The 25,921-nt window shown below is 61.2% G+C and carries 26 protein-coding genes; 4 read left to right on the forward strand and 22 right to left on the reverse strand.

The features are described from left to right. Positions 1-4: 4 nt before the first annotated feature. The 11 genes from flgL to flgB all read right to left on the reverse strand — a co-directional run bounded on the left by flgL (position 5) and on the right by flgB (position 10,611). The gene (gene flgL, locus RS694_RS02680; RefSeq protein WP_029709450.1) at positions 5-1,318 is read right to left on the reverse strand and encodes a flagellar hook-associated protein FlgL; all 1,314 of its coding nucleotides are present in this window, start codon (positions 1,316-1,318) and stop codon (positions 5-7) included. A 15-nt stretch (positions 1,319-1,333) separates the two neighbouring features. After that, positions 1,334-3,280: a flagellar hook-associated protein FlgK gene (gene flgK / locus RS694_RS02685; RefSeq protein WP_029709451.1), complete on the reverse strand. Its 1,947-nt coding sequence runs from the start codon at positions 3,278-3,280 to the stop codon at positions 1,334-1,336. A 9-nt stretch (positions 3,281-3,289) separates the two neighbouring features. Beyond that, positions 3,290-4,201 (reverse strand): flagellar assembly peptidoglycan hydrolase FlgJ, encoded by a 912-nt coding sequence (flgJ, locus tag RS694_RS02690; RefSeq protein WP_029709452.1) that lies wholly within the window; start codon positions 4,199-4,201, stop codon positions 3,290-3,292. 56 nt (positions 4,202-4,257) lie between these two features. Beyond that, positions 4,258-5,400: a flagellar basal body P-ring protein FlgI gene (locus tag RS694_RS02695; protein WP_029709453.1), complete on the reverse strand. Its 1,143-nt coding sequence runs from the start codon at positions 5,398-5,400 to the stop codon at positions 4,258-4,260. Positions 5,401-5,466: 66 nt separating this feature from the next. Beyond that, positions 5,467-6,135 (reverse strand): flagellar basal body L-ring protein FlgH, encoded by a 669-nt coding sequence (locus tag RS694_RS02700; RefSeq protein ID WP_152528896.1) that lies wholly within the window; start codon positions 6,133-6,135, stop codon positions 5,467-5,469. Positions 6,136-6,197: 62 nt separating this feature from the next. Then, a complete protein-coding gene (gene flgG, locus RS694_RS02705; RefSeq protein WP_029709455.1) occupies positions 6,198-6,980 on the reverse strand; it encodes a flagellar basal-body rod protein FlgG in 783 nt (260 codons plus the stop codon). A gap of 11 nt (positions 6,981-6,991) precedes the next feature. Continuing rightward, on the reverse strand, positions 6,992-7,732 hold the full coding sequence (locus RS694_RS02710; RefSeq protein ID WP_029709456.1) for a flagellar basal body rod protein FlgF: 741 nt from the start codon (positions 7,730-7,732) through the stop codon (positions 6,992-6,994). Positions 7,733-7,749: 17 nt separating this feature from the next. Further along, positions 7,750-9,012, reverse strand: coding sequence for a flagellar hook protein FlgE (gene flgE / locus RS694_RS02715; protein ID WP_029709457.1), 1,263 nt, complete (start codon positions 9,010-9,012; stop codon positions 7,750-7,752). 43 nt (positions 9,013-9,055) lie between these two features. Beyond that, entirely contained in the window at positions 9,056-9,721 is a 666-nt protein-coding gene (locus RS694_RS02720; RefSeq protein WP_029709458.1) for a flagellar hook assembly protein FlgD, read from the reverse strand. A 21-nt stretch (positions 9,722-9,742) separates the two neighbouring features. Beyond that, positions 9,743-10,147, reverse strand: a complete 405-nt coding sequence (gene flgC / locus RS694_RS02725; protein ID WP_029709459.1) for a flagellar basal body rod protein FlgC — start codon at positions 10,145-10,147, stop codon at positions 9,743-9,745. A 29-nt stretch (positions 10,148-10,176) separates the two neighbouring features. Further along, complete coding sequence (flgB, locus tag RS694_RS02730; RefSeq protein WP_029709460.1) at positions 10,177-10,611, reverse strand: flagellar basal body rod protein FlgB; 435 nt, start codon at positions 10,609-10,611, stop codon at positions 10,177-10,179. A 177-nt stretch (positions 10,612-10,788) separates the two neighbouring features. On the opposite strand from flgB, the gene flgA reads away from it, so the two are divergent. The 3 genes from flgA (at position 10,789) to RS694_RS02745 (ending at position 12,379) form a co-directional block, all read left to right on the forward strand. Continuing rightward, positions 10,789-11,526 (forward strand): flagellar basal body P-ring formation chaperone FlgA, encoded by a 738-nt coding sequence (gene flgA / locus RS694_RS02735; RefSeq protein WP_029709461.1) that lies wholly within the window; start codon positions 10,789-10,791, stop codon positions 11,524-11,526. Positions 11,527-11,620: 94 nt separating this feature from the next. Next, complete coding sequence (gene flgM / locus RS694_RS02740; RefSeq protein WP_029709462.1) at positions 11,621-11,956, forward strand: flagellar biosynthesis anti-sigma factor FlgM; 336 nt, start codon at positions 11,621-11,623, stop codon at positions 11,954-11,956. A 39-nt stretch (positions 11,957-11,995) separates the two neighbouring features. Next, positions 11,996-12,379, forward strand: coding sequence for a hypothetical protein (locus RS694_RS02745; protein ID WP_152528897.1), 384 nt, complete (start codon positions 11,996-11,998; stop codon positions 12,377-12,379). A gap of 52 nt (positions 12,380-12,431) precedes the next feature. Here RS694_RS02745 and RS694_RS02750 read toward each other — a convergent pair whose 3' ends face one another. The 11 genes from RS694_RS02750 to RS694_RS02800 form a co-directional block, all read right to left on the reverse strand. Then, a complete protein-coding gene (locus RS694_RS02750; RefSeq protein ID WP_029709464.1) occupies positions 12,432-13,145 on the reverse strand; it encodes an RNA polymerase sigma factor FliA in 714 nt (237 codons plus the stop codon). Beyond that, positions 13,145-13,942: a hypothetical protein gene (locus tag RS694_RS02755; RefSeq protein ID WP_076069292.1), complete on the reverse strand. Its 798-nt coding sequence runs from the start codon at positions 13,940-13,942 to the stop codon at positions 13,145-13,147. The genes RS694_RS02750 and RS694_RS02755 overlap by 1 nt, the downstream gene beginning before the upstream one ends. Further along, positions 13,935-15,377 carry a flagellar biosynthesis GTPase FlhF gene (gene flhF, locus RS694_RS02760; RefSeq protein WP_076069295.1) on the reverse strand — a complete coding sequence of 481 codons (1,443 nt, stop codon included), beginning with the start codon at positions 15,375-15,377 and terminating at the stop codon, positions 13,935-13,937. Before flhF ends, RS694_RS02755 begins: the two co-directional genes overlap by 8 nt. After that, positions 15,374-17,452: a flagellar biosynthesis protein FlhA gene (gene flhA / locus RS694_RS02765; protein ID WP_029709467.1), complete on the reverse strand. Its 2,079-nt coding sequence runs from the start codon at positions 17,450-17,452 to the stop codon at positions 15,374-15,376. Before flhA ends, flhF begins: the two co-directional genes overlap by 4 nt. Further along, on the reverse strand, positions 17,449-18,603 hold the full coding sequence (locus tag RS694_RS02770) for an EscU/YscU/HrcU family type III secretion system export apparatus switch protein (protein ID WP_029709468.1): 1,155 nt from the start codon (positions 18,601-18,603) through the stop codon (positions 17,449-17,451). Before RS694_RS02770 ends, flhA begins: the two co-directional genes overlap by 4 nt. 182 nt (positions 18,604-18,785) lie before the next feature. After that, entirely contained in the window at positions 18,786-19,430 is a 645-nt protein-coding gene (locus RS694_RS02775; RefSeq protein ID WP_051392102.1) for a protein phosphatase CheZ, read from the reverse strand. 2 nt (positions 19,431-19,432) lie between these two features. After that, complete coding sequence (gene cheY / locus RS694_RS02780; RefSeq protein ID WP_029709470.1) at positions 19,433-19,822, reverse strand: chemotaxis response regulator CheY; 390 nt, start codon at positions 19,820-19,822, stop codon at positions 19,433-19,435. A 60-nt stretch (positions 19,823-19,882) separates the two neighbouring features. Continuing rightward, positions 19,883-20,827 carry a flagellar motor protein MotB gene (motB, locus tag RS694_RS02785; RefSeq protein WP_029709471.1) on the reverse strand — a complete coding sequence of 315 codons (945 nt, stop codon included), beginning with the start codon at positions 20,825-20,827 and terminating at the stop codon, positions 19,883-19,885. A 288-nt stretch (positions 20,828-21,115) separates the two neighbouring features. Next, the gene (gene flhC / locus RS694_RS02790) at positions 21,116-21,652 is read right to left on the reverse strand and encodes a flagellar transcriptional regulator FlhC (protein ID WP_029709472.1); all 537 of its coding nucleotides are present in this window, start codon (positions 21,650-21,652) and stop codon (positions 21,116-21,118) included. A 37-nt stretch (positions 21,653-21,689) separates the two neighbouring features. Continuing rightward, positions 21,690-22,016 carry a flagellar transcriptional regulator FlhD gene (flhD, locus tag RS694_RS02795; RefSeq protein WP_029709473.1) on the reverse strand — a complete coding sequence of 109 codons (327 nt, stop codon included), beginning with the start codon at positions 22,014-22,016 and terminating at the stop codon, positions 21,690-21,692. 349 nt (positions 22,017-22,365) lie between these two features. Beyond that, positions 22,366-23,946, reverse strand: coding sequence for a flagellin N-terminal helical domain-containing protein (locus tag RS694_RS02800; protein WP_029709474.1), 1,581 nt, complete (start codon positions 23,944-23,946; stop codon positions 22,366-22,368). Positions 23,947-24,380: 434 nt separating this feature from the next. Between RS694_RS02800 and RS694_RS02805 the strand changes: the two genes are divergently transcribed. Then, on the forward strand, positions 24,381-25,850 hold the full coding sequence (locus RS694_RS02805) for a flagellin N-terminal helical domain-containing protein (protein ID WP_029709475.1): 1,470 nt from the start codon (positions 24,381-24,383) through the stop codon (positions 25,848-25,850). The last annotated feature ends 71 nt before the right edge of the window (positions 25,851-25,921 follow it).

Raw genomic sequence — 25,921 nt, forward strand, 5'->3', positions numbered from 1 at the left:
ATCTTTAGCTAATGAAGTTGAACAGGGAAAGCTTTTGCACCTGGGCGTAGGACTGCAGCGCGGCGGAGAACGCGGTTTGCTGGTTCTGGAAGTCGGAGTAGCCCTTGATCATGTCCAGGTCTTCGGCGCGTGAGCGGTCGGCTTCCAGTTGCAGACTGCGGTTGGTCTGGCTGTCGGTGATGCGGTCGGCGCGGTTGAGCAAGTCACCGGCCTGGCCGCGCACGGCAGACACACGCGCCATGCCCACGTCGATATTGCCCAGCGCTTGGGCCACGGCCTGGGTGGCGGCATTGCCGTTGACAGCGCCGCCAATGTCCTTGATGGCCGAGTCCAGCACACTGAAGATGCTGCGGCTGGGCGCCACCGTGATGGTGTCGCCCACAGCGGGGGCTCCGGTAATGTTGAGTGCCAGTCCCGGCAGGCCGGCCACCGCAATGGTGGCGTTGGAACCCGTGGCGTAGGTCGCCGTGCCCGAGGCAATGGGGCCGGACACCGAGGGACTTTCGACAATGTCGTAGGTGGCGATGGTCTGGCCGGGCACGGTGGTGGTGTCCAGCGCGCTGACGGTGATGGTGTAGGTCGGGTAGTTTTGCGTGCCGCCACTGGCGGCCAGGGCCAGGGCCGAGGTGCTGGCCGCGGTGGCGCTGTTGGTGACTGTGGCATTGTTGGTCGACAGGGCACGGGTGGTCGGAATCAGGCCACCGGGGGCATTGGTCACACTGACATTGAAGACCCCGTCGCGTCCAGCTTGCATCATGAAGGCGCTGTCGCCGTCCAGTGAAAACGGGATGCTCACTTCGGTGCTGGCCGACTGGCCTGGCAGGCCGTTGAAGGTGTAGTCCTGTGGCAGTGCGTTGGGCCCGGCAAACGGAGATGTGGTGCTGCCCAGTGCGCTGAACAACGGCAGGCCGTTGCTGTCCTTGCGGTTGGCCAGCGCAAACACCTGGTCACGCAGGCCGCTGAGCTGGATGGCAATGGCCTGGCGTTCCTTGTCGGTGTAGGCGGGGTTGCCAGCGCTCACCACCAGTTCACGGATGCTCTGCAGCGCATCGGTGATTTCGCCCAGCGTGCCTTCGGCTTCGGTAATGGAATTGCGTTGGGCTTCCAGCGCGCGCTGGTCGGCCTTGACCCGCTCCATGCGGGTGAGGGCGCGTTCGGCCTGCGCGGCACCGGTAGGGTCGTCGCTGGCGTTGACCACCCGTTTGCCCGACGTGAGGTTCTCCTGCAGGTTGGCCAGGGAGGTCTGGCGTGCCTGCAGGTTGCGCAGGACGTTGTCGTACGTGTTGGCAGAGCCCAGTCGTGAGAAGTTGGTGGTCATGCGTGTGCTCCTGGCTTAGCGGCCCAGGCCCTGAATCAGGGTGTCGAAAATGTTTTGTGCGATCTGGATCATCTTGGCTGATGCCTGGTAGGCCTGCTGGTACTGCAGCAGTTTGGCGGCCTCCTCGTCCAGATTCACACCGGAGACCCCGGCACGGTCTTTCTCCAGGTTGCCGGCGATGGAGGTCGAAACAGTGGCCGCGTAATTGGCACTTTGGGTGCGGATGCCGATCTGCGAAATCAGGCCGGCGTAACCGTCGGTCATGGCCGCGCCGTCGAACATGGCGACATCGCGCAGGTTCATCATGGCGGTGGCATTGCCCGCGTTGAGCTTTACGTCCACGCTGAGCGTAGGGTCGGTGATGGCGCGTACCGCAAACGTATCGCCAGCCTTGGGTGTGCCCTGCAAGGTGAGGGACCATTGGGACAGCGGTGTGGTTGCAGGTTCGGTGCCCTGGATGGCCTGACCGGGGGTGTAGGTGAAGGTGCCCGCCACATCGCTGCGGGTGTAGCTGTTGGGGCCGGTGAAGGTCAGCGTGACCGGCACGTTGGTCGGCGGGTTGTCGCGCGCCACGATGCCGACCTGCTGCAGGCTGCCGGTGTTGGTACTGCCCATGAGCCCGACCACCGGGCTGGCCACGGCCAACGCGCGGGGCGTGGAAAACTGGCTGGCGATGTTGGTGGCCGACGTGCTGAAGGGCTTGAGCAGGAAACGGTCTCCGGCGGCCGCACCGCCCAGATTGCCTTCCGTGATGGCGATGCCGTCGATCACCACCGGGTTGGTGGTGCCAAAGTCAAATGCAGTTTTCACGCCGTCTGAACGCCGTGTGATGGAACCGGCCGTGCCCGAGGTGAAGTTGACCTCGTAGTCCGAGGCCACAAATTTCGTTACATCGCTGATGCCCAACGACAAGTTGCTGGTGCCGGTGTTGAGAATGGCGGGCGGCACGGGTTGCAGGATGTTCACTGCGCCGAAACTCGCTGCAGTGAACACGTTGCCACCAGGGTTGCCATCCAGATCCAGGCCCAGCTTGTTCTGGTTGTTCATGGCCGTACTGACCGCCAGGGTCAGCCGTCCCAACAGGTTGCGACCTTCGTTGAGGTCGGTGTTCTGGAAGCGCAGCAGGCCGGAAATTTCTCCGCCACCGAGGTTGTTTTCATCGAGTGGGATGGAGACACCGTTGCGGTTGATGGACAGCTTGTTTTTCAGCGTGTCGCCAAACTCGTCTTTGACCAGGGAGACGGGCGACACATTGGTACCCAGCACCAGCGCCTGGCTGCCGCCGATAAAGATACCGACAGTGCCGTCGTCTGCCGGAATGGAGGTGGTCTGTACGTACTGGTTGAGCTCGCGTACCAGTTGGTCGCGCTGGTCCAGCAGGTCATTGGGCGGTTGTCCATTGCCGTTGACCTTGGCGATTTCCTGGTTGAGCCGGGCGATGTTGCGGGCCAGGCTGTTGACCGCATCGACCTTCTGGCTCAGTTCCTGGGTGATGCCGGTCTGCAGTTCGTCCAGGCTTTGCGAGGCGGCACGCATGCGTGCTGCCGTTTCGTCAATGCGCGTCAGCACCACGGTGCGCGCGGTCAGATCGGTTGGCGCGCTGGCCACGTCCGAGAACGCGTTGAGCATGTCGCTGATGGAGGCGCCCAGTCCATTGGCACCACCGCCAAAAATGCCTTCGAGCTGTTTGAGTTTGTCGGCGCGGGTGACATCTGCGGCCGCGGTCGATGCGGTTAGCGTGGCCTGGCGCGTCAAAAACGCATCGAAGTTGCGTTGGATCGTCTGGATGTTGACGCCCTTGCCGATGTAACCGCCCCCGGTGAACTGTCCCGGCACGGTCTCCAGAATCACGCGCTGGCGCGAATAGCCGACGGTGTTGACGTTGGCAATGTTATTGCCCGCCGTCTGCAGCGCTGCCTGGTTGGCCTGCAGGGCCTGGACGCCGATACTCAGGATGCCCATGGCGTGACCTTAGACCTGTACGCGGCGCAATTGCAGCGTGGTGTTGATGGCACGGCTCAGTTTGGCCGCGTACTCGGGATCGGTGGCGTAACCGGCCTTTTGCAGGCCGGTGGCAAAGGCCTGCACCGAGCCGGTTTGCGCGCGTGCCTTGGCGTAGCGCGGGCTCTCGGAAATCATGCGGGCGTAGTCCCGGAACGAGTCCTCGTAGGAGTCGTAGGCGCGAAATTTGGCCACCTGTTTTTTGGCCTCACCATTGACGTATTCGGTGGTGGTGACTTCCGCCACCTTGCCGGTCCAGCCCGCGCCGGCCTTGATGCCGAACAGGTTGAAAGACGGCGCGCCGCCTTTTTGCTTGATCTCAAACTTGCCCCAACCCGTTTCGTGGCCGGCCTGGCCCAGCATGTAGCTGGCAGGAATGCCGCTGGCCTTCTCAATGCGGTTGGCGACTTCGGTGTGTTTTTCCACAAAACTCACTTGGTGCGCGGCGGGCGCACGGCTGGGCTTGCCGACATTGCGGGCGGGTTCGGGCGCGGGCAGCGGAGCGATGGCGGGTTTGCCGTCAGCACCCTCGATACCGTCGGCGCTCACGCCCATCTTGCGGCTCAGTTCCTTGGCAATCATCTCGGACAGGCCGCCGGGCTGGCCCGACATCTGCACGGCAAATTGCTGGTCCAGCAGATCGGTGCCCAGGTCGCTGCCGGGGTTGTCCAGCATGCCGGACTTCATGCTGTTGCTGGCTTCGCGCATGCTCTTGAGCAGCTCGCGCATGAACAGGGACTCAAACTGTTTGGCGGTTTCCTGGATGGCGGCCTTGCTGTCTTTGCCCGCCTCCATCTTCAGATGGTTCAGGGACTGCGAATCTGCCGCAAGGCCCGATGAAGTGGACAGCGAAGACGTACCGTAGATGGATCCGAAGCTCATCTCAGACCTCCCCGGGGCAGTGCGTACACACGGTGGCGAGCGCGGTGGACTTCATATCAAATGACCTCCAGCTCCGCGTTCAGCGCACCTGCGGACTTGATAGCTTGCAGGATGGCCAGCAGGTCTTGCGGCGTGGCGCCCAAGGCATTGAGGGCTTTGACCACGTCGGAGAGCTGGGCAGCGGCGGGCAACTGGATCAGTTTGCCGGGCTCCTGCTTGATGGCGATATTGGCCTGCTCCGCCACCACGGTTTGCCCGCCCGAGAGCGCATTGGGCTGGCTGATGACGGGGGTAGACGAAATGCTGACCGACAGGTTGCCGTGTGCAATGGCGCAGGCACCCAGCGTGACGGCCTGGTTGAGCACGATAGACCCGGTGCGCGAGTTGATGATGACCTTGGCCGCGGCTATCGACGACTCGATGGGCAACTCTTCCATTTCGGCGATGAAGTTCACGCGGTCATTGGGGTTGAGCGGGGCCTGAACCTGCACGGTACGGCCATCCAGGGCCTGGGCCACACCAGCGCCAAATTTGCGGTTGACGGCCAGGGCTACCTTGCGGGCGGTCTGGAAGTCGGAGGCATCGAGGCTGAGGTTGATGCTGTTGCCCTGCTGCAAGGCGGTGGGAACGGAGCGCTCGACCTGGGCGCCGTCCGGTATGCGGCCCACGCTCAGGTGGTTCACCGTGACACGGCTGCCCCCGGCTGCGGCACCGGCACCGGCAACGATCAGGTTGCCCTGGGCCAGTGCGTAGACCTGGCCATCGGCGCCCTTGAGCGGCGTGCCAATCAAGGTGCCGCCTTTAAGGGATTTGGCATTGCCCAGCGAGGACACGTTGATGTCCAGTGTCTGGCCGGGGCGGGCAAAAGCGGGCAGTTGTGCGGTCACCATCACGGCGGCCACGTTTTTCATTTGCAGTTGTGACAGCGACGCCGCATTGAGCGTGAGCCCGAGCTGCTGCATGTAGTTGGCCAGGCCCTGGGTGGTGTAGGGCATCTGGGTGGTCTGGTCGCCCGTGCCGTCCAGGCCGACGACCAGGCCAAAGCCGGTCAACTGGTTGCTGCGCACCCCTTCAATGCTGGCCACTTCCTTGATGCGGGCAGCCTGTGCAGCGCCGGCAAATGCCAGGAGAAAAGCCAGAAACAAGGCTCCCAGCGGCCGCAGGCTGGTGCACTTCGCGAGGTGGGTCTGGGTGTTCATGGTCAGAATAGGTCTTGGGGCAGACCCGGTTGGATCCTTTACCCCTCGGCACTATTCTGGAGAACTTTAGAAGGGGTTAAGGCTTAAAAAGAAGCGGGATAACCAGCCAACTGTCTGCGCTTCACCCTGGGCGCCGCGGCCACGGGATTCGACACGCACGTTGGCCACCTGGGTGGAACTGATCACCCCGTTGGGTTGCACCAGGCGCGGGTCAATCGTGCCCGAGAAGCGCAGCACGTCCACGTTCTGGTTCACGCCAATCTGTTTCTCGCCGGTCACCAGCAGGTGACCGTTGGGCATGACTTCCATCACCGTGGCGGTGATGGAACCTGCGAAGGTATTGGCCGCTGCAGTGCCACCTTTGCCGCTGAAGTCGTTGGCGGTGGCAACGCCCATGTTCAGGTTGCGCATGTCCGGGGCAAGGATGTCGGGCAGGGGCGACGCGGTGATGGTGTTGCTGGCCGAGCTGGTGCGGTTGACGGTGGAGTTGGACACCTGGCTGGCGGTGAGGCTTTCCACGATCTGGATGGTGACGGTGTCGCCCACCAGGCGGGCGCGGCGGTCTTCGAACGCCGGACGGTAGCTGGCGTTCTGGAACAGGCTGCCCGATGCAGGCTGGTTGGCCGCCGGCGCGGTGCTCGGAATGGGGCTGGCCTTGGGCTCGGCAAAGTCGACCACGACTTTTTGCGGCACCGACAGGCAACCACTGAGAAGCACTCCTCCCAGCAAATACATGCCAAAAAGGCCTGTAGCCCTCATGGATATTGCGCAACCAGCTATTTTTTTCATAGCAACTTTCACAGCTGCCCGAGTTTTTGCAGCATCTGGTCTGAGGTCTGGATGGCCTTGGAGTTCATCTCATACGCGCGCTGGGTCTGGATCATGGTGACCAGCTCCTGCACCACGTTGACGTTGGATGTTTCCAGGAAACCCTGCATCAGGCCGCCCAGACCGTTCACGCCGGGCGTGCCCACATTGGGTTGGCCCGAGGCGACGCTTTCGGCGTACACGTTCTGCCCCTTGGGGTCCAGACCGGCCGGGTTGATGAAGCTGGCGGTGGTGATGGTGCCCAGGTTTTGCGGGGTAGTGGTGCCTGGCACGGTGGCAGAGACGGTACCGTCCTGGGCAATCGTGAGGCCGGTGGCGTTGGCCGGCACGGTGATGCCGCCCGCGACCAGCAGGCCGTTGGAGTTGACCATGCGCCCTGCGTTGTCGAGCTGGAACGCACCGTCACGGGTGTAACCAATGGTGCCGTCGGGCATGGTGAGCTGGAAGAAGCCATTGCCCTGGACGGCTACGTCCAAGGTGTTGCCGGACTGTTGCAGGTTGCCTTGCGAGAAGCTGCGGCTGGTGGCCACGGTGCGCACACCCAGGCCAACCTGCAGGCCGGTGGGCAGCGTGGACTGCTCTGACGTGTTGGAGCCCACCTGGCGCAGGTTTTGGTACATCAGGTCTTCGAAAACGGCGTGCGCCTTTTTGAAGCCGTTGGTGGAGACGTTGGCCAGATTGTTGGAAATGACGTCCAGCTGCATTTGCTGGGCTTCCATGCCGGTCTTGGATATCCAGAGGGAATTGATCATGGTGTTTTCCTTTAGCCTTGCAGGCCAAGCAGTTGTCCGGCGGCGCGATCGTTGGATTCGGCGGTTTGCACCAGGCGCATTTGCACTTCAAACTGGCGCGCGGTCTGGATCATTCCGACCATGGTTTCTACAGCGCTGACGTTGGAGCCTTCGAGCGTTCCCGGCATCAGGCGGGCGGTGTCGTCGGCCTGTAGCGGGTCGCCGGAGAGGCTGCGGAACAGCCCGTCATCACCGCGCTTGAGCGGGTCGTCGGCATTGGGGGTAACCAGCTTGAGCCGGCCAATGTTGTTGCCGGGCTGGTTGCCGATCTTGGCGCTCACATTGCCATCGTTGCTGATGGACACTTCGGCGCCTGCCGGAACGGTGATGGGCGCGCCGCCGGCCGACATCGCGGGCAGGCCATTGCCTGTCATCAACGTGCCGTCGGTGCTGACTTCAAAGTGGCCGTTGCGGGTATAGGCCTCGTTGCCATCGACGCCTTGCACGGTGAACCAGTTGTTGGCGCTGGGCATGGCATCCAGGCTGCGGTCGGTGCGCATGGCCGGGCCGGGCTGGTCTTTGAATCCGGCGGTGGCTTCCAGTGCAAAGACGCGGGTGGTGGCGCCGTCGCCACGCAGCGGTACCGCACGGTAGGTGGCCAGTTGCGCCCGAAAGCCGTTGGTCGAGACATTGGCCAGGTTGTTGGACAGGACTGCCTGGCGACTCGCCGCCGCAGTGGCACCTGTCATGGCGGTGTAGATGAGGCGGTCCATGGCAGTCTAGCTTGGGGTTAGCGCAGGTTGACCAGGGTGCTGAGCACCTGATCCTGCGTCTTGATGGTCTGTGCATTGGCCTGGTAGGCGCGTTGCGCGGTCATCATGTTGACCAGCTCGGCCGTGAGGTCCACGTTGGACTCTTCCACGGCGCCCGAGCGCAATTCGCCAAACTTGCCAACGCCGGCCGCGCCCAGGATCGGCTGGCCGGAGGTAAACGTCGCCAGGTATTCGCCGCTGCCTACCGGGGCCAGACCCTGGACATTGCGGAAGTCGGCCAGTGCGATCTGCCCGCGGGACTGGGTTTGGCCATTCGAGTAGCGGGTGGTGATGACGCCCGTGGCTTCGATGGTGACGCCAGTGAGTTCGCCTGCGGTGTAGCCGTCCTGGCTCAGGTTGGACACGTTGAACGAGGCACCGTATTGGGTGACACCCAGAGCGTTGACCGAGACATCAAAGGGCGGAACGATGCTGGGGGCCACCGGTGTGAGTCGCAGGGTGCCAGCGCCGCCTACGTCTGTGGGAAAGGTGGTCTCTGCCGGCACGAGTGCGCCATTGGCATCGAATACCAGCGTGCCGACATTGGTGGTGCCGGCAGGGTCGGTGAAAACGGACCATGCGTCCCGGGTGGCCGCAACGGGTGGGGTGGCTGTGGCCGGGTCAATTTTGACGAAATACAGGCTGACCGGAAGTGCCACGCCTTGTGAGTCATAGACAGTCAGAGAGGTGCCGTAGGTGGAGACGGGCGTAGGCGGTGTTTGTGTCGCGGCAATGGGCGCGCGGGCATCCAGGTTGAATTCGGCGGTGATGGCGGTTGTTGCGCTGGCCGGAATCGGGGCGCCAGTGGGCAGCACCATCTTGATCGGCGTGGTTCCCAACTGCACGCCCGTCAAGCTGGTTGCGTAACCCATGACATTGGCGCCGGTGTTGGTGATGATGTTGCCGTCTTTGTCGAGTTTGAACTGGCCATCGCGGGTATAGGCCGTGGTGCCATCGGTCTTGGTGATCTGGAAGAAACCACCGCCATTGATGGCAACGTCCAGGCTGTTGCCGGTGATGTTGATGTTGCCTTGCGAGAACTGCTGCGATACCGTGGCCACGGCCACCCCGATGCCGGAGCCGCCACCGCCGCCGGTGCCCAGCGACGAGGACACCAGGTCGGCAAATTCGGCGCGTGAATACTTCATGCCCACGGTGTTGGCGTTGGCGATGTTGTTGCCGATCACATCCAGGTTTTTGCTGGAGGCGTTCAAGCCGGAGAGTCCTGTCTGAAAGCTCATGGTATGTACCTCTGGGTCACTGCCGTTGGGGTGTGGGAATCAATTAAAGAATGGCCTGGATGTCGCCGTATGCCACGGCATTGCGGCCCGAGAGCTCTACCGTCATGGATCCGTTCTTGGTGCCGACGGCAACCACCGTGTCATGGGCCAGCGCGGTGTTTTTGACGGCCACACCCTTCAGGGTGGCGGTCACCTTGAAGGTCGGGCTGCCGGCCTTGTCGGTGTACTTGGACGCATCCCATGAGAAACCGGTCAGACCTTCCGACTGGGCGCCCAGTTCAATGGTGTCCACCACCTTGCCGCCGGGTGTCAGGATCTGTACCGTGACCTTGTCGGCCTTTCCCTCCAGGTCGACCGCACCGGCGGCCTTGCCGTTCAGGATAGTCAGTGTGTCGGATTTCACCAGCACGCTTTTGCCGATAATGGACGAGCCCTGCATGACCTGCATGCCGGTGAACTGACTGGACAGCGTTTTCACGGTCTCGTTGAGCTGGTTGATGCCCGACACGGTGTTGATCTGCGCCATCTGGCTGGTCATCTGCGCGTTGTCCATGGGGTTCATGGGGTCCTGGTTGTTCAACTGCGCCACCAGCAGTTTCAGGAAACGCTCTGTCTGCTCTTCGGCGGCATTCTGCGCGGTCTTGGTGGTGGTGGCACCAAACAGGTTGCTGCTGTCTGCCGTGTTGATATTGTTGTTGCTGGTAAGCATGCGTGCTACTCCTTATGTGGCCTATTGGCCCATCTGCAGTGTTTTGAGCAACAGGGTCTTGGCCGTATTCATGACTTCGACGTTGTTCTGGTAGGACCGGGAGGCGGAGATCATGTTGACCATCTCCTCGACCGGGTTCACATTGGATTGCGTGATGTAGCCATCGGCATCGGCCGAGGGGTGGGTCGGGTTGTGGGTGCGGCGCAGGGGCTCGTTGCTTTCCTTGATAGAACTGACCTTGACCCCGGAGGATGCCTCGGAGCCCATGGGCACCGTCTCGAACACCACCTGCCGGCTTTTGTAGCCCTGGCCGTCTGGGCCTGCCACGGCGTCGGCATTGGCCAGGTTACTGGCCACCACGTTGAGGCGCTGCGACTGTGCGCTGACCGCACTGCCGGAGACGCTGAAGATGGAAAACATGGACATGCTGTGGCTTCCTTATGCGGTCTGCGGCCTTATTGCCCCTGGATGGCGCTCAAGATGGACTTGGAACTGCCGTTAATAAAGCGAAGGGTGGCTTCGTAGCGCACCGAGTTGTCGACAAAATTGGCCCGTTCGCGGTCCAGATCGACGCTGTTGCCATCCATGGCCGGCTGGGTCTGGATGGTGTAGTCCAGTTTGGAGTCGCCCAGGCTGCCGGTGGTGCTCTGGATGGCGATATGCTTCGGGTGGGTAACCCCGCTGGAGGTGCCGCCCGAGGGTGCGCTGGGCCGCAGGGTGGTCTCGTGACCCAGGGCGGACTCCATCGCTTCCTTGAAGTTGACGTCGCGGCCCGAATAGCCGGGCGTGTCGGCATTGGCGATGTTGCTGGCGATCACCCGCTGGCGCTCGGCACGTACGACCAAGGCTTTCGCTTGGAAGTCCAGTGCGTTGGTCATATTGGCAAACATAAATCACCTTTGCTGGGGGTGTCGAAGCACATGGCAGGTGCCAATCCATTCGACGTGGGGCAATTATGGGAAAACCTTTAATTTTTTAGACCCCGAATAGAGGGGTGAATGCCGGGTATTTGCAGCGGTTCCCCGGGGGCATGGGTGCCTATAGTTTGTGCATGTCAGGAGAGAACCATGCGCTGCTTTGATGCACCCCAAATAAGGACCTGGGCCTTCACCGTTCTGGGCGGGTTGGCGTGCCTGGCCGCAGGTGCGGCATCGGCGCAGGCCCCGGCAGCACCCGATTTCCGGGAGCTGGCGCAGAACTGGTTGAGCGGTGCTTTGCAGAGCGCGCTGCCGGCGGATGCCAGCCATTTGCGCCTGGAGGCGGTGGTCGGCAACCTGGATGCGCGGCTGCGGCTGGCGCCTTGCGGCAATATTGAGCCCTACTTACCAGTGGGCGCCCGCTTGTGGGGCAAGAGCCGTGTCGGTTTGCGCTGTGTAGATGGCGTAAGCCGCTGGAATATTTCCCTGCCGGTGACCGTGAAAGCCGTCGGCACGGCATGGGTCATAAAGAACCATGTTCCTGCAGGCAGCCAGATTGGCGCGGGGGACGTGGTGGAGGCAGAAGTGGACTGGGCAGAAGAGTTCAACCCCGTGCTCAAGGACCGCAGTCTGTGGCTGGGGCAAACGGCCACCCGCATGTTGACCACGGGCCAGACCCTGCGCCAGGGCATGGTCAAGCCGGCACAGGTGTTTCAGGCCGGCGCCCAGGTTCGGGTGGTGGCGCAGGGGGCTGGTTTTGAGATTTCTTCCGATGCCCAGGCCTTGTCTGCCGGCGTGGTCGGGCAACTGGCCCGGGTGCGCATGGACAGCGGGCGTATTGCTTCCGGCATCGTACTGGATACGCGAACAGTCAGAATTGACCTGTAAATGCAAACATTGATGCAAATTGCCCTAAAGTCGGTGAAGATTGCGCCGATAGCAACCGTACGAGGCTACGAATACCGTAGTTTTGGAGAACGCAATGAAAATAGGTCAACCCCCAGAAATTCCCCCGTCGGTCAACCCCGGCAGCGCTTCGGCCGCCCAAAAGGCAGCCCAGCAGCCCGCCACGGCAACGGCAGCAGCCAATGCGAACGCGAGCAAAAGCACGCGTTCGGCGGGCGTAGCGGTGACGGTGTCTACGCTGGCCCAGTCGCTGGAGAAATCCTCGAGCACACAGCCCGGCGATATCGATACCGAGAAGGTGGCGAGCGTGCGCTCTTCCATCGAAAACGGCACTTACGTGGTCAATCCCGAAGCCATTGCCGACAAATTACTTTCCAACGCGCAGGAAATGCTCAACCGCACCACCCGTTGAGCCAGGCCTGCGTACGGCTCCACGTACGAAAGGCCTGACATGTCATCCCCCCATCTGGAACTCCAAATGAACCTCGTCGAGCAGCAGTTCGACGAGGTTTCTTGCGCTTTGCTGGACGCAGATCCCGCAGCACTTGAGCAGGCTTGCGCAGGCCTGCAGCAAACCGCGGTGGATTTCATCCAGTTGTCCTATCGCCAGGCCCCTGGCGGCGTGCTGCCGGCGGACATGGCGCAACGTGTCAAAGCGCTCGCCGAGGCCCTGCCCCTGTTGCGCGAAGGCTTGTACCGCAAGGCGGCGCTGGTCGAGAGGGCATTGCCTTTGCTGGTGCCTTCGTCCGGACAGCCCAGTACCTATGCCGGAGACAGTGCGCCCTATGCGAGCGCCATGCGCCAGTCGGGCGCTTTCAAGGTGGTCGCCGCCTGAATTTCGGGGGAGGAGCCAGCTTTGTGCTGGCCAGCTTGCTCTGGATGGCCGCTCAGTGGGAGCGCATCTTGGCCCGCAGGCGGGCAATCGACTGGCTGTGCAGCTGGCAAATACGGGATTCCGTCACGTCCAGTACCGCAGCGATTTCCTTCAGATTCATGTCCTGTTCGTAGTACATGCTCATGATGTACTGCTCCCGTTCGGGCAGCCCCTTGATGGCGGTGACCAGGGACTGGCGCAGGCGCTGGTCGCGCAACATGTTCAGAGGGTCTGCGCTGCTGTCGGCCACATGCCGGTCCAGGAACGTGTCGTCATCTTCACCGCGCGACATGTCTTCCAGGTACACCAGTTGGGTGCCGCGCACCTTGCCCAGCAAGCTCTGGTAATCCACCAGGCTGATGCCCAGCTCGGCCGCAATTTCGGACTCGGCGGGACTGCGACCCAGGCGGTGCTCCAGGCGCCGCATGGCCACTTCGATATCTTTTTGGCTCTTGCGTGATCCGCGCGACATCCAGTCGTTCTCGCGCAGCTCATCGAGCATGGCGCCACGAATGCGTTGGGTGGCAAAGGTCTCGAACTGCACCCCTTGTGAGGCTTCATACCGTGTCAGGGCGTCTGACAGGCCGATCAGCCCGACCTGGATCAGGTCATCCACTTCCACACTGGCCGGAAGCTTGGCCATCATGTGGTGGGCCAGGCGACGCACCAGCGGCTGGTACTGTTTGATCAGCGCATTGCGGTCCAACTGGCCCTTGGCGGTGTACATCAGAAGGCCCTCGCGAAACGATCAGCCGGCTGCGTACGCGCCTGGTAGGCCCCACGCGAACGGGGGAAAGAGAGCGGGATGGCCGTTTCCAGCAAATGGGTGGACAGTCGACGCATGGCCGCATCCAGACGGGTTTCGTCTGCACAGAGATCGATGTTCAAGGCGTTCACTTCGTAGCCCAGGAAATTTCTGGCGCAGTCGCTCAAATGGCTGGTTACGTTGGCCGGATTGGCTGTCGCACTGCTTTGCCGTTCACCCATCATATTCAAAATGGTAGGCGCAAGGCGGGCGTTTAACAATAGCCGTTTTAATGCAAGGTAACTGGTCAGCAGTGAGTTCTTGACGGATGACACGGCCAACAAAGGGGTGACACCGCTGTCAACGAGCAAGAGCGCCAGCCACTCGGCCTTGGCGTACAGGATCACGACGCCATTGGGGCTGGAAATAGGCGCCAATCGTTGCAGGCGCTGGACGGGCAGCGTGGTTTCCGCGGACAGATTCTGTATCCCGAGTGCGGAGGGAATCACCGACCAGCCCGGGGCATCCTGTTCTTCCTCTTTATGGCGGAAGTTGTATTCGAGATGCTGTGAAAGCCCGGGGTTGGCCTCGGACTCCCGCTTGGTGGCATCCAGCACCGTCACTGCATAACCCAAACTGACCAGTGCAGAGCAAAGACGCCACAGCAGCGGCAGCTCGGTCTGGTCGTCGCCATGGCTCACCATGGCCACCAGATGGGGGCCTGTGGGTGGTGCCAGTCCACGCAGACCGGCCGCCTGATCGGCGGGGAAATCAAGCATGCAGATGCCCTGCGGTCAGGTTGGTGGCGCTGGACTGGTTGAAGATGAAGCCCAGGTCGGAGGCTTTAGGGTCGTAGGCCGAGTTGCCGGTGGCGCGCAGCGAGCCGCGGACCAGTTTGGACGCGCTTGCAGCCTCCCAATCTTCGGGGACACGCTGACCGGTGGTCACGCCGCGTACAACCAACTGGTGGCGAATGGCCGCATCAATGGCAGGGCCCAGTTTCACGGCTTCATCGATTTTCGAGAAGATGACCTGTTGGGCGCTGGCAGACTTAAAGCTGGTCACGGTATCGTCCAGTGTGTCACCATGGCCGCCGGCGTTGAGCACCAGCAAGCGTTTCACGTTAGGCAGATCCAGCAGTTCCAGCATTTCACGCTTGCGCGGGTCGCGTGGCGCCAGCCCGGTGGTGTCGATCAACACCATTTTTTTGCCGGCCAGCAATCCCAGCAAGTCCTGGAGGGCCGCCCGGTCATGGGCCAGATGGGCCACGACACCCAGCATTTGTCCATAAGCCCGCAATTGCTCCTGCGCACCCACGCGGTAGGTGTCCAGGGAAATCAGGCCCACGCTGCCGGGGCCATGGCGGCGTGCGCACAGGCCTGCCAGCTTGGCGGCGGTGGTGGTTTTCCCCACGCCGGTGGCGCCGATCAGGGCAAAGGTTCCACCTTCTTCATGCAGGGCCAGGCCGTTGGCATCGGTGCGCAGATTGCGTTCCAGCACGTCGACCACCCAACGGACCGCTTCGTTGGCGTCGGAGCCCTCGGGCATGCGTTCCAGAATTGTGCGGGACAAGGTTGGCGAGTAGCCGGCACGGATCAGCTTGAGCATCAGATTCGCCTGGATCGGATTCTGGCGCGCCTGGCCCAGCCAGTTCAGCGTGTTGAAACGGTCCTCGATCAGTTCTTTCATGGCGTGCAGTTCGTCCGCAATGCCTTTGGGCAGTGGGGCGGGGGCGGCAGGTGCGGTCGGTTTGCGCGCGGGGATGGTTTTGGCTTGCAGCGCGGCGATCTCCTGCGTGTGGGACGGTGTGGGCGCTGCACGCGGCAGGCGCTCCTGGGTTACCTCGCGCGTGGCGGGGGCGGGCGTCTGGTCTTGGCCTGCCTCGCTGCGACGGCGCGCCATGCGTTCACGCACATAGTCCTGAAAAGACAGGGTGCTCATGGACAACTGGGCCGCGTCATCTTCCACCTGGCTGGCGACATCCTTGTAATTGAGCGGTTCGGCGGTCCGGCTGGCGAAAGAGGATTTGCCTTTACCGGAGCTGCCGCTGCTGCCCTGGTCCAGCATGTCCAGTGCATCTTCGGCCGTGGCCACGACTTCCACACCGTTTTCGGTGGGACGGTTGGACAGAATCAGGGTGCCATCGCCAAAAGCCTGACGCGCCTTGGCGAGTGCTTCGCGGGATGTGGCGGCAGTAAATCGTTGGATGTTCATGTTGCACCTCTAAGAATGGGGCCAATGCGGATGGTGTGTGTTTCAGGAATTTCACTGTGGGCCAGCACCTGCAAGCGCGGCGCCACACGGCGCACCAGGCGGGAGATGGCACCACGGATCTGGTCGGGCACCAGCAAACAGGCGGGTACGCCGATTTCTTCCTGCTTCAGGGCGGTTTCGGCAGCCGTGCGGGTCAGCATGTCGGCCACACCGGGGTCCAGTGCCGGGCCAGCGCTGTTGCCCAAGGCCTGCACCAGCAGGCGCTCCAGGCTCGGGTCGATGGCGATCACGTTGAGCTCGCGTGTCGGGCCATAGATTTGCTGCACGATGGCGGGGGACAGGGCAATGCGCACGCGTTTGGCGAGTTCTACCGGGTCTGCGGTGCTGGTTGCGTGTTCGGCGATCGATTCGATGATGGTGCGGATGTCGCGGATGTGGACCGACTCGTCCAGCAGCAACTGCAGGACTTTCTGGAAAACAGCGACGGAAACCATTTTGGGTACGACTTCTTCGATCAATTTGGGAGCCAGTCTGGCGACGTGTTCCACGAGTTGTTGGGTCTCTGTGCGGCTGAGCAATTTGGAGGCTTGAACCTGCATCAAGTGTGACAAATGGGTCGCCATGACGGTCTCGGAATCAACCACCGTAAATCCGGCCATTTGCGCAGCTTCTTTCTGCCGTTCGTCGATCCAGTGCGCAGGCAGGCCGAACGCCGGGTCGGTAGTCGCCGTTCCGATCAGGGGCGTGGTGATACCGCCGGGATTGATGGCCAGGTACATGCCGGGGAAGGCTTCGCCTTCGCCCACAATCACGCCGCGCAGGGTGATACGGTAGCCGCTGGGTTTGAGTTCCAGGTTGTCGCGCACGTGCACGGCAGGCGGCAGAAAACCGACCTCTTGTGCGAACTTGCGGCGCACACCCTTGATGCGGTTGAGCAAATCGCCCTGACGTGTCTTGTCGACCAAGGCGATCAGGCGGTAGCCTAGTTCCAGGCCTAGCTGGTCTACCGGCTGCAGATCGTCCCAGGACGCTTCTCCATCTCCGGCCGGAACCGGGGCCACGGTTTGCGGGTCCACAGGTACGGGTTTGTGTGCCAGCATCCAGGCGCCGTAGGTCAAAACCGCCGAGATGCTCAGGAAGACAAAGTGCGGCATGTTGGGAATGACACCCAGGATGAACATGATGGCGGCCGTAATGCCCAGGACGCGCGGAGAGACAAACATCTGCCCGATGATCTGTTTGCCAATATCGTTGTCCTTGCCCACGCGGGACACCACCATGGCGGCAGCCACCGAGATCAGCAGTCCGGGAATCTGGGCCACCAGCGCGTCACCCACGGCCAGCAGGATGTAGGTATTGGCTGCCTGTGTGGCTGTCAGGTCGTGCTGCAAGATGCCGATGGCAAAGCCGCCAAAGATGTTGATCAACAGGATCAGGATGCCGGCGATGGCGTCACCACGCACAAACTTCGAGGCACCGTCCATGGAACCGAAGAAATCGGCTTCTTCACCAATTTCTGCGCGACGGCGTTTGGCTTCGTTTTCGTTGATCAGGCCGGCGTTCAGATCGGCGTCCACCGCCATTTGTTTGCCGGGCATCGCATCCAGTGTGAAACGCGCAGACACTTCCGCAATACGCTCGGAGCCCTTGGTCACCACGACAAAGTTGATCACTACCAGAATCGCGAAAACGATCAGACCCACTGCAAAGTTGCCACCAATCAGGAAGTGGCCAAACGCCTCAATCACAGCGCCTGCAGCGCCGGGGCCGGTATGGCCTTCGAGCAGCACGACGCGGGTGGATGCGACGTTGAGCGACAGACGCATCAGCGTGGTCAACAGCAGCACGGAGGGGAATGCTGCAAAGTCCAGCGGGCGGATCATGTAGGCCGCCACCATCATGACCATCAGCGCCACGGCGATGTTGATGGTGAAGAAGACATCCAGTATCACCGGAGGCAGCGGCAACACCATCATGGCCAGGATGGCGACGACCAGCATGGGGGCGCCTGCGCCCTGGACCACGGCGGCATTGCTGCTCCACCAGTTTTGCAGTGATTTCAGTTGGGCGTTCATGGCGTAGCTGCCTTCACGGTTTTAGCCATCGGGTCCAGCTCTGGAGGTACGAAGGGCTGTGGTACTTCGTTGGGCATCGGTCCGTCACCGCGCAGCGCTGCCCGCAGGCGGTACACATAAGCCAGCACCTGCGCCACTGCGGTGTACAGCGCAGAGGGAATGTCCTGGTCCAGCTCTGCATTGGCATAGAGCGCACGCGCCAGCATGGGTGACTGCAGTACGGGAATGGAGTGGCTCTTGGCCAGATCACGGATGCGCATGGCCAGCAGGTCGGCCCCTTTGGAGATGACCTGGGGCGCACGCATGGTTTTTTCGTCGTAGCGGATCGCGACGGCAAAGTGGGTCGGGTTCATCACCACAAAATCGGCTTTGGGGACTGCGTTGATGCTGCCCCCCTGGGACAGCTCACGTTGCCGCTGGCGCATCTTGCCTTTCATCTGCGGATTGCCGTCAGACTCTTTGCCTTCCTGCTTGAACTCCTGGTGGGACATCTTCATCTGGTCCTTGTGCAGGAAGGATTGCAGCGGTACGTCCACCATGGCGGCCAACAGGATCACCAGCAGCAACATACCGGCCCCCCCGGTGATCCACTCAGTCAGGTGGGCAATGGCCGAGCTGCTGGGCTGCAGGACCAGGGAGGCCATGGTCTGCAGTCCGGAACTCAGGTAAGACGCGGCAATGCAGAACAGGATGATGGTGAGCAGCACCATTTTTGCGGTCGAGAGCAGCTTCTTTTTGCTGAAGAGGTTGCCAATTCCTTTCAGCGGATTGAGCCGGCTGAAGTCGGGCATCAGGGGCTTGAGGCTGTTGACCCAGCCACCAGAGGCCACGGCCGCGAGGATGACTGATGCCATGACGATGACCGCAAATGCCGTGCAGCCTGCGATGCCGACGGTGGTGGCATCGCCCAGGCGCGTCAGCATGCTGCCGGTCTGTTTGACAGTGGTGGCATCGAAGGTGAGTTGCTGGCTCAGGCTGAGCTTGAGCCGGTCAAAAAGCACTGGTGCCAGCACCAGGAGCGCCATGGAGCCCATGCCCAGCACAGCAAGGTGGGAGAGGTCTTCGGAGCGACTGACCTGGCCGTCTTCCCGGGCCTTCTTCAGCTTGCGCTCTGAGGCCGGTAGGTTGCGATCTTGACTGCCTGATTCCATGGTGGCGGGACTCTAAAGTTCCCACCATTGTCGCGAGCAGTCTCTGAAACTAAAGTATGAAAAGAGGGGCTTTCACCCCTCTGTCTGTGTGTGCCGGGGTGGCTGTCTCGCCGCCGGGCCGACCCAAGGCGAAATGCATCCCCTTTGGGGCCGCGACCCGCGCAGCGGCGGAGCGTGGGGGCTTAAAACCCCAGGCTGGCCAGCAGGTCGTCCACCTGCGACTGGTCGGTCACCACATCGGTGTGGGCTTGCCCTGCCACCACTGGACCGGCCAGTGCCGGCACGTAGGCTGCAGCGGGTGCCGCTGCCTTCGCGGCCGCTTCGGGTGGTGCGGTCTGAAGCAGCATCAGCACCAATTGTTCTTCTATGGTGGCTGCCAGGTTCACCACCTTGGCAATCACCTGGCCTGTCAGGTCGTGAAAGTCCTGGGCCATCATGATTTCGGTCAGGTAGCCGTCCACCTTCTGGCTGGCCTGCTCGACATCGGTGATGAAGTTCATCACATGGCCACCAGCCACGGCAGCCACGGGGTCCTTTGTGATCAATGCGCCGATGCGGCGTGTTTCTGCCGCAATGTGATCGTGCTGGGCCTTGGCCTGGTCGACCTGGTTGAGCACTTTTTCTGCGGCCTGACCAGTCAGGCGCGCGATGTATGACAGGCGGCTTTTGGCGTCAGGCAGCTCACCGGCCCAGTCTTTGACTTTGTCGGCCAGTCCCAGGCCGTTCAGGGAGTCGTGCAATTGGCGGGTCAGAGCGCCGAGTTGCTGGTGAATCTGGACGGGAGTGACACCGTCCTTCAGAAGGTCACGCAATTCCGGGGAGGACATGATTACTTCAGGCCTTGCTTGGTCAGGATGTGGTTGACCTTGTCTTCCAGGGTGGCCTTGGTGAAGGGTTTGACGATGTATCCGGCGGCACCTTGCTGTGCTGCCAGCACGATGTCTTCCTTGCGTGCTTCAGCCGTCACCATCAGCACCGGCAGGTGCTTGAGTTTGTCGTCTTTCTTGATCTCGCCCAGCAACTGGAAACCATTCATGTTGGGCATGTTGATGTCGCTGACCACAAAGTCAAATGTGCTGCTGCGCAGTTTTTGCAGGGCGACCACGCCGTCTTCGGCTTCGTCTGCCTCGGCGTATCCACTTTCCTTGAGCAGATTGCGAACAATTCTGCGCATGGTGGAGAAGTCATCGACCACTAAAAAACGGAGTTCTTTTGCCATAGCTAACCCTTTCGCGGGCGGTTTTCGTATTAGCGCAAGTATGACCGAATTTTCGGCGACTTACGGGGGTGATTTCGCGGGGGGCTCGCCTGTGGCTGGTGGACCTTCGGTTTCCGGTTCCAGCGGCACGCGGTCGGCCCCGAGCATGCGTTCTTCCGCATCTTTGGTCATGACCAGAATACTGATGCGCCGGTTGCTCGGGCTAAACGGATTGTCTGGCTCCAGCAGCAGGCTGGATGCCATGCCCACCACACGGACCAGTTTCTCTTCGGGCATGCCCGCCAGCACCAGCTCGCGCCGGGCCGCATTGGCCCGGTCGGCTGAAAGCTCCCAGTTGCTGTAGCCGCGGGCCGCATTGCCGTAGGGTGTGCGGTCGGTGTGGCCGTCCATGCTGACCTTGTTTTCCACGTCGGTCAGCACGATGCCGATTTCCCGCAGGATGTCGCGCATATAGGGTTTGACGGCCGCACTGCCGCTGTCAAACATGGGGCGCTTCTGGTCATCAATGATCTGGATCTGCAAGCCGTCCGGTGTCACTTCGAGTTTGATTTGGGAGCTGAACTCGGAGAGTTTGGGATTGCTGGCGATGGCCTGCGCGATCTTGGCGCTCAGAGCGGCCAGGGTCTTGGCATCGCGTTTGGCGACTTCGGCCTTGAGCTCCGCGCGGGACATCTTCTTGGCGCTGGCGTCTTGCCCGTCACCCTTGCGGGTTTGCCCCACCTGTTGGGTCAGGTCCTTGCCGCCACCCGTGAGAACGCTGTTGCTGGCTCCCGCACCGGGGCCGCCTTGCAATGCCACTTTCATCGGGGACTGGAAGTAATCGGAAATGCCCTTGCGGTCCCCTTCGGAGGTGCTGCCCAGCAGCCACATGAGCAGAAAGAACGCCATCATGGCGGTCACGAAGTCGGCGTAGGCAATCTTCCAGGCGCCCCCATGCGCAGCGTGGCCGCCTTTTTTGACCCGCTTGATGATGATGGGCTGGAGTTTCTTGGCGTCCCCGGCCATAGTCAGCGCTCCATGGTCCTAAGCATGTTTCCCGGACTCCCCGAGCGCGGGTGCGCCGCCCTGTGTGGCCAGTGGCTGGCCCAGCGGGCCCATGACAACTAACCGGCCAATGAGTACAAACATAAATGCATTGTGACAGGGAAGCCCGCGGCCTCAAGGGTTAAAGAGGCAGGGTTTTGCCCGCCTGCACCTATCATATCGCCGCCGGATGCATGCACTTCAATTCACTGCCAAATTGGCACTCGGCCCTCATGGGATATGCGCAAGTAGCTATAGAAATAATAGCAATTAGTGCAACAAAATGCCACCTATAGCAGAGCCCTTGCCGGCCCGCGCGGGCGGAGTGCACAGGCCGCATTCGAAATGCCGCGTGTTCTCGTAGGCCTCGCTCACGAAATGTCCCCCGCACTTGGAGCATTTGGTCATGGACAGCATGTTGTTGTCGATGAACTTGACCAAGCGCCAGGCGCGGGTGATGGACAGCAGCGGTTCCACGCCGCACGCCGCGATCTGTTCGGTGTACAGGCGGTAGGCCGCCATGACCGCGTCGATGTCCTCCATGGCACTGACCTTGGTCAGGTACTCATAGGTGTTCTGGAACAGCGAGGCATGGATATTGGGCTGCCAGGTCAGGAACCATTCGGTCGAGAAGGGCAACTGGCCCTTGCTCGGCGAGCGGCCTGCCACTTCCTTGTACAGGCGCAACAGGCGCTCGTAGGACAGGTCGGTCTCGCTCTCCAGCACCTGCAGGCGGGCGCCGAGCTGGATGAGGGCGACGGCGCGCTCTACCTGTTTGGAATCGTTCAAAACGCTTTTGCTGGCCATGGTGCTGCTCCTGGGGACTGTGCGGGTGGTTCTTGGCTTACATGGCTTCGGCAAATTTGCCGGCCATCAGGATGCTGGCGTGCAGCTTGGTGGTGGCGTCGTTGTCCACTTTGCTTGGCGTGTGGTTGGTCAGCAGGTTCCAGACAATGTCGTCATCCACGCGGAAACGGCACAGCAGCATGTTGCCGGAGGCAATTTTCAGAATCTGGGCGGGCGAGAGGGTGCCAATCAGGTCAGCTGCTTCTTCTGACATGCCCAGGCGGAACAGCGCTTCGGCTTTGTCCTGGCGGATCAGATTCTGGGCCAGCATCAGGTAGGTCAGATTGGCTTCGCGGATCTCGTTGAGTAACTGCTCGTTGGTCATGTTCGGCTCCTTGCGGTGGCGGTAATTCGTGTGAATCACCATGGAGCGAATTCTGGAATGGAGAGCCAGAAACTTAAATCAGAAAAAGACTAATCAGCGTGTCAGGGAAGCGCAAACAGCCTGTAGGCAAAACACCTACAAGCAAAAATAGTCGTATGCAATGGGACGCCCGCTACCGGGTCAGTGCAGATGCCCGCAACCTGGGCAGCACACTGCAATACCTGCAGATATCGGCAGACACACGCTCACGCTGAAGGCCTAACTCATGCCCCATGCGTTGGGAGAGAATCAATGCGCTCGCGCCATGGCTGGACTCCAAGGACCAGAGCGGCGGTTGCGGTGGCGAGGATCAGCCCTTGAGCAACTGCAGAACCTGTTGTGGCAACTGGTTAGCCTGCGCCACCATGGCGGTACCGGCTTGTTGCAGGATCTGCGTGCGCGACAGGTTGGCCGTTTCCAGTGCGAAGTCCGCATCCTGGATACGCGAGCGCGAGGCGCTCAGGTTTTCACCCGTGGTTTGCAGGCTGCTGATGGCAGACTCGAAGCGAGACTGTAAAGCGCCGAACTTGGCGCGCTGCGCGGAAATCACGGACAGTGCCGAATCCACGGTGGTCAGGGTGCGGGTGGCGGCGTCTACGCTGGAGACGTCCATGGTGGATGCGGCCTGCAATTCGCTGGCGGCACTGGTGCCCGTGAAGTAGCTGGCCCCAGTCACTGGGGCTCCGGACGGGGAGCCAATGCTGAAGCTGTTGTTCGAGTCGATCGTCAGTGCACCCAGGATATAGGCGGTGTCTGTACCGTTATTGGTGACCGTAATGGGCGTTCCAGTCGTGGGCGTGGTGGCCGGCGGGATCGGTCCAAAAGATGGGTTAATCACGTTGAACGAACCGACGGAACTGGCTGCGCTGGCGATCGAGATGTCTTCGCCCGCGTCGTTTGTCAGGGTAATGCCGTTACCCGCCGTGTTGATTTTGGCGGTCACCCCGGTTTGGGCTGTCTTGTCATTGAATGCATTGATCGCAGCGGCCAAACCGTCGTTGGTGTTGAGCCCGGCGCCGATGTTGAATCCGATGGTTGCGGGGGTCGCTGCGGAGTTGGCAGAGACCACTGTCAACGAATAATTGCCCGCAGCGGTGAAGTTGCCAAGGTCAATGCTGGTGCGGGCCGTGGCATTGACGCCTGTCGTGCCGGCCTGGGCATTGATAGCGGCAGCCACAGTCTTGGCGCTGGCTTTTGCGGCGACGGTGACAGTGGCGGTGCCAGTTGCGCCGCTGATGGTCAGCGTCTCTCCAGCCGTGGGGTTGCCTGCGGCTGGGTTGAGTACGGCGGTGGTGGGGTTGGTGCCTGTGCTTACGGTGCCAACGACCAAGTCGCCCACGCCACTGGTGCTGGTGGCAACCGAGGAGCCCATGCGGTTGTTGCCATACATGCTGGTGCTGAAGTTGGCCGTGGTGGCGGTGATAGTCTGGTTGGCGTTGGCGCCGACCTGGAATGTGGCAGAGGTAAAGCTACCGTCCAGAATGTTCTGTCCGTTGAATTGGGTGGTTTGGGCAATGCGGTTCAGCTCGGCAGTGAGCTGGCTCACTTCGGCGTTCAACGCGGCGCGGTCCGATGCGGAATTGGTGGCATTGGCCGATTGCACTGCCAGTTCGCGGATCCGCTGCAGCATGCTGGACGAGCTGCCCAACGCGCCTTCAGCCACCTGCGAAAGCGAAATGCCGTCATTGGCATTGCGAGCAGCTTGGTTGACGCCGCGAATCTGGGCCGTGAAACGTTCGCTAATGGCCAGACCCGCAGCATCGTCCTTGGCGCTGTTGATGCGCAAGCCCGACGACAGGCGTGCCATGGAGGTCGACAGCGACGCCTGGCTATTGCTCAGGTTGCGCTGCGCAGTCAGCGACTGGATATTGGTATTGATGGTTGAGGCCATTGCGGAACTCCTAAAAAATTTGAATCAGCGTCGCCGCCGATTGCTATGCCTGCTTACCTGCAGACAATCAGTAACGATGGGTTGAATTCTGGAGAAGCCCGCCTTGGGCATTTGGGCGATAAGCGAGGCAAAAGTCGGCCAAATGTGCAGCCCTTGGCGAATCTTTATAGGGGTAAACCCTAGGTTTTTGGGATTGACAGGTAAATCCCCTGCTGATCGTTATTTCGGCCTGAAATCACCGTGTTAGGGCGTTCTTGTGCGAAGTTGCTAAAGTTTTCTTCAGGCCACCCGAAAACAATTCCAACGGGCCTATTGCGGGCCTGTCGTCCGGAAGGCGCCACAGACGGCGCGCCGGTCATGGCGGTCAGCAGCAATGCTGGCGTTGAGATCGGCATTTCGCCGGATTAGATGAGTCTTTACTAGGAGTTATCCAAATGGCACAAACCATCAATACCAATATCAATACGCTGACTGCGCAGCGCAACCTGACCAACAGCCAGTCTTCGTTGAGCACCTCGATTCAACGCCTGTCCTCCGGCTTGCGCATTAACAGTGCCAAGGACGATGCGGCTGGCCTGGCAATTTCCGAGCGTTTCACCTCGCAAATTCGCGGTCTTAACCAGGCTGCACGCAATGCCAATGACGGTATTTCCCTGGCGCAAACGGCTGAAGGTGCTTTGGGCTCCATGAGCACGGTGCTGCAACGTATTCGCGAGTTGGCGGTGCAATCGGCCAATGCCACCAATTCGGCTTCCGACCGTCAAGCTATCAATGCTGAAGTGGGTCAGCTGACTTCTGAGCTGGATCGTATCTCCCTCGCAACACAGTTCAACGGTCAAAACTTGCTGGATGGCAGTTTTGGTTCTGCGGTTTTCCAGGTCGGCGCGAATGCCAACCAAACGGTGACGGCCACTACTGGTAATACCCGTACCAGCCAGTACGGAAACAACCAAATTGCTGGTACCAACGCGGGTACGGCCTCTACTGCGACTGCTTTCGGCGCCAACGGTGTGACCGCGGGCAACATCGATATCAGTGGTTACGTTGGTACGGCCAGTGCGGCCGTAGCGTTGAACGATACGGCCAAGACCATCGCCGCCACTATCAATGGCAAAACGGCATCGACGGGTGTGACAGCGGATGCACGGACGGAGGCTACGGTTACCTTTGGTACGGCGGGCGCTTACACCTTGAATCTGCGTTCCGACAACTCCACCAACCAGACGATCACGTTCTCGTTGACGTCTGTCGCAACCTCTGACGGCCTGTCTACGGCAGTGTCGGCCATCAATGACCAATCCGCCAAGACCGGCGTGACAGCTGCAGTCAATGCGGCAGGAACAGGGCTGACACTGACCAATGCAACGGGCAACGATATCTACCTAGGCGACACGGCAGCAGCCAACGCAGGTGCCGTAACCGTCACCAAGCTGGACAGCACTGGAACCGCTGTTACCGGTACCATCACCCTGGCTGCCGACACCACGGCAGACGACTCGCTGACCAGCGGTTACCTGACACTGGACTCGCAAAAGTCTTTTGCAGTGACTTCTGCAAGCACAGCGCTGACCACAGGAACTTCCACCTTGAACAAGGTGTCTGACCTGGACGTTTCGACGGTGGCAAAATCGACGCAAGCGATCAAGACGGTGGATTCCGCAGTGGCTTTCATCAGCGGTGAGCGTGCGAAATACGGTGCTTTGCAATCGCGTTTTGAAACCACGATCTCCAGCCTGAACACCACTTCTGAAAATCTGAGCGCATCCCGCTCACGTGTTCAGGATGCGGACTTCGCGGTCGAAACAGCCAACCTGTCTCGTGCCCAGATCCTGCAGCAGGCGGGTACGGCGATGGTGGCCCAGGCCAACCAGTTGCCACAGGGTGTGCTGGCGCTGCTGCGCTGATAGGCGACGGCATAGACGTACCAGGCGCTTAGGCGCCCGGCACCAGAGGCGGCGGGGGGCAAAAGTCCTCC

Origin of the sequence: Rhodoferax saidenbachensis, assembly GCF_001955715.1 — a bacterium.
Lineage (GTDB): Bacteria > Pseudomonadota > Gammaproteobacteria > Burkholderiales > Burkholderiaceae_C > Allorhodoferax > Allorhodoferax saidenbachensis.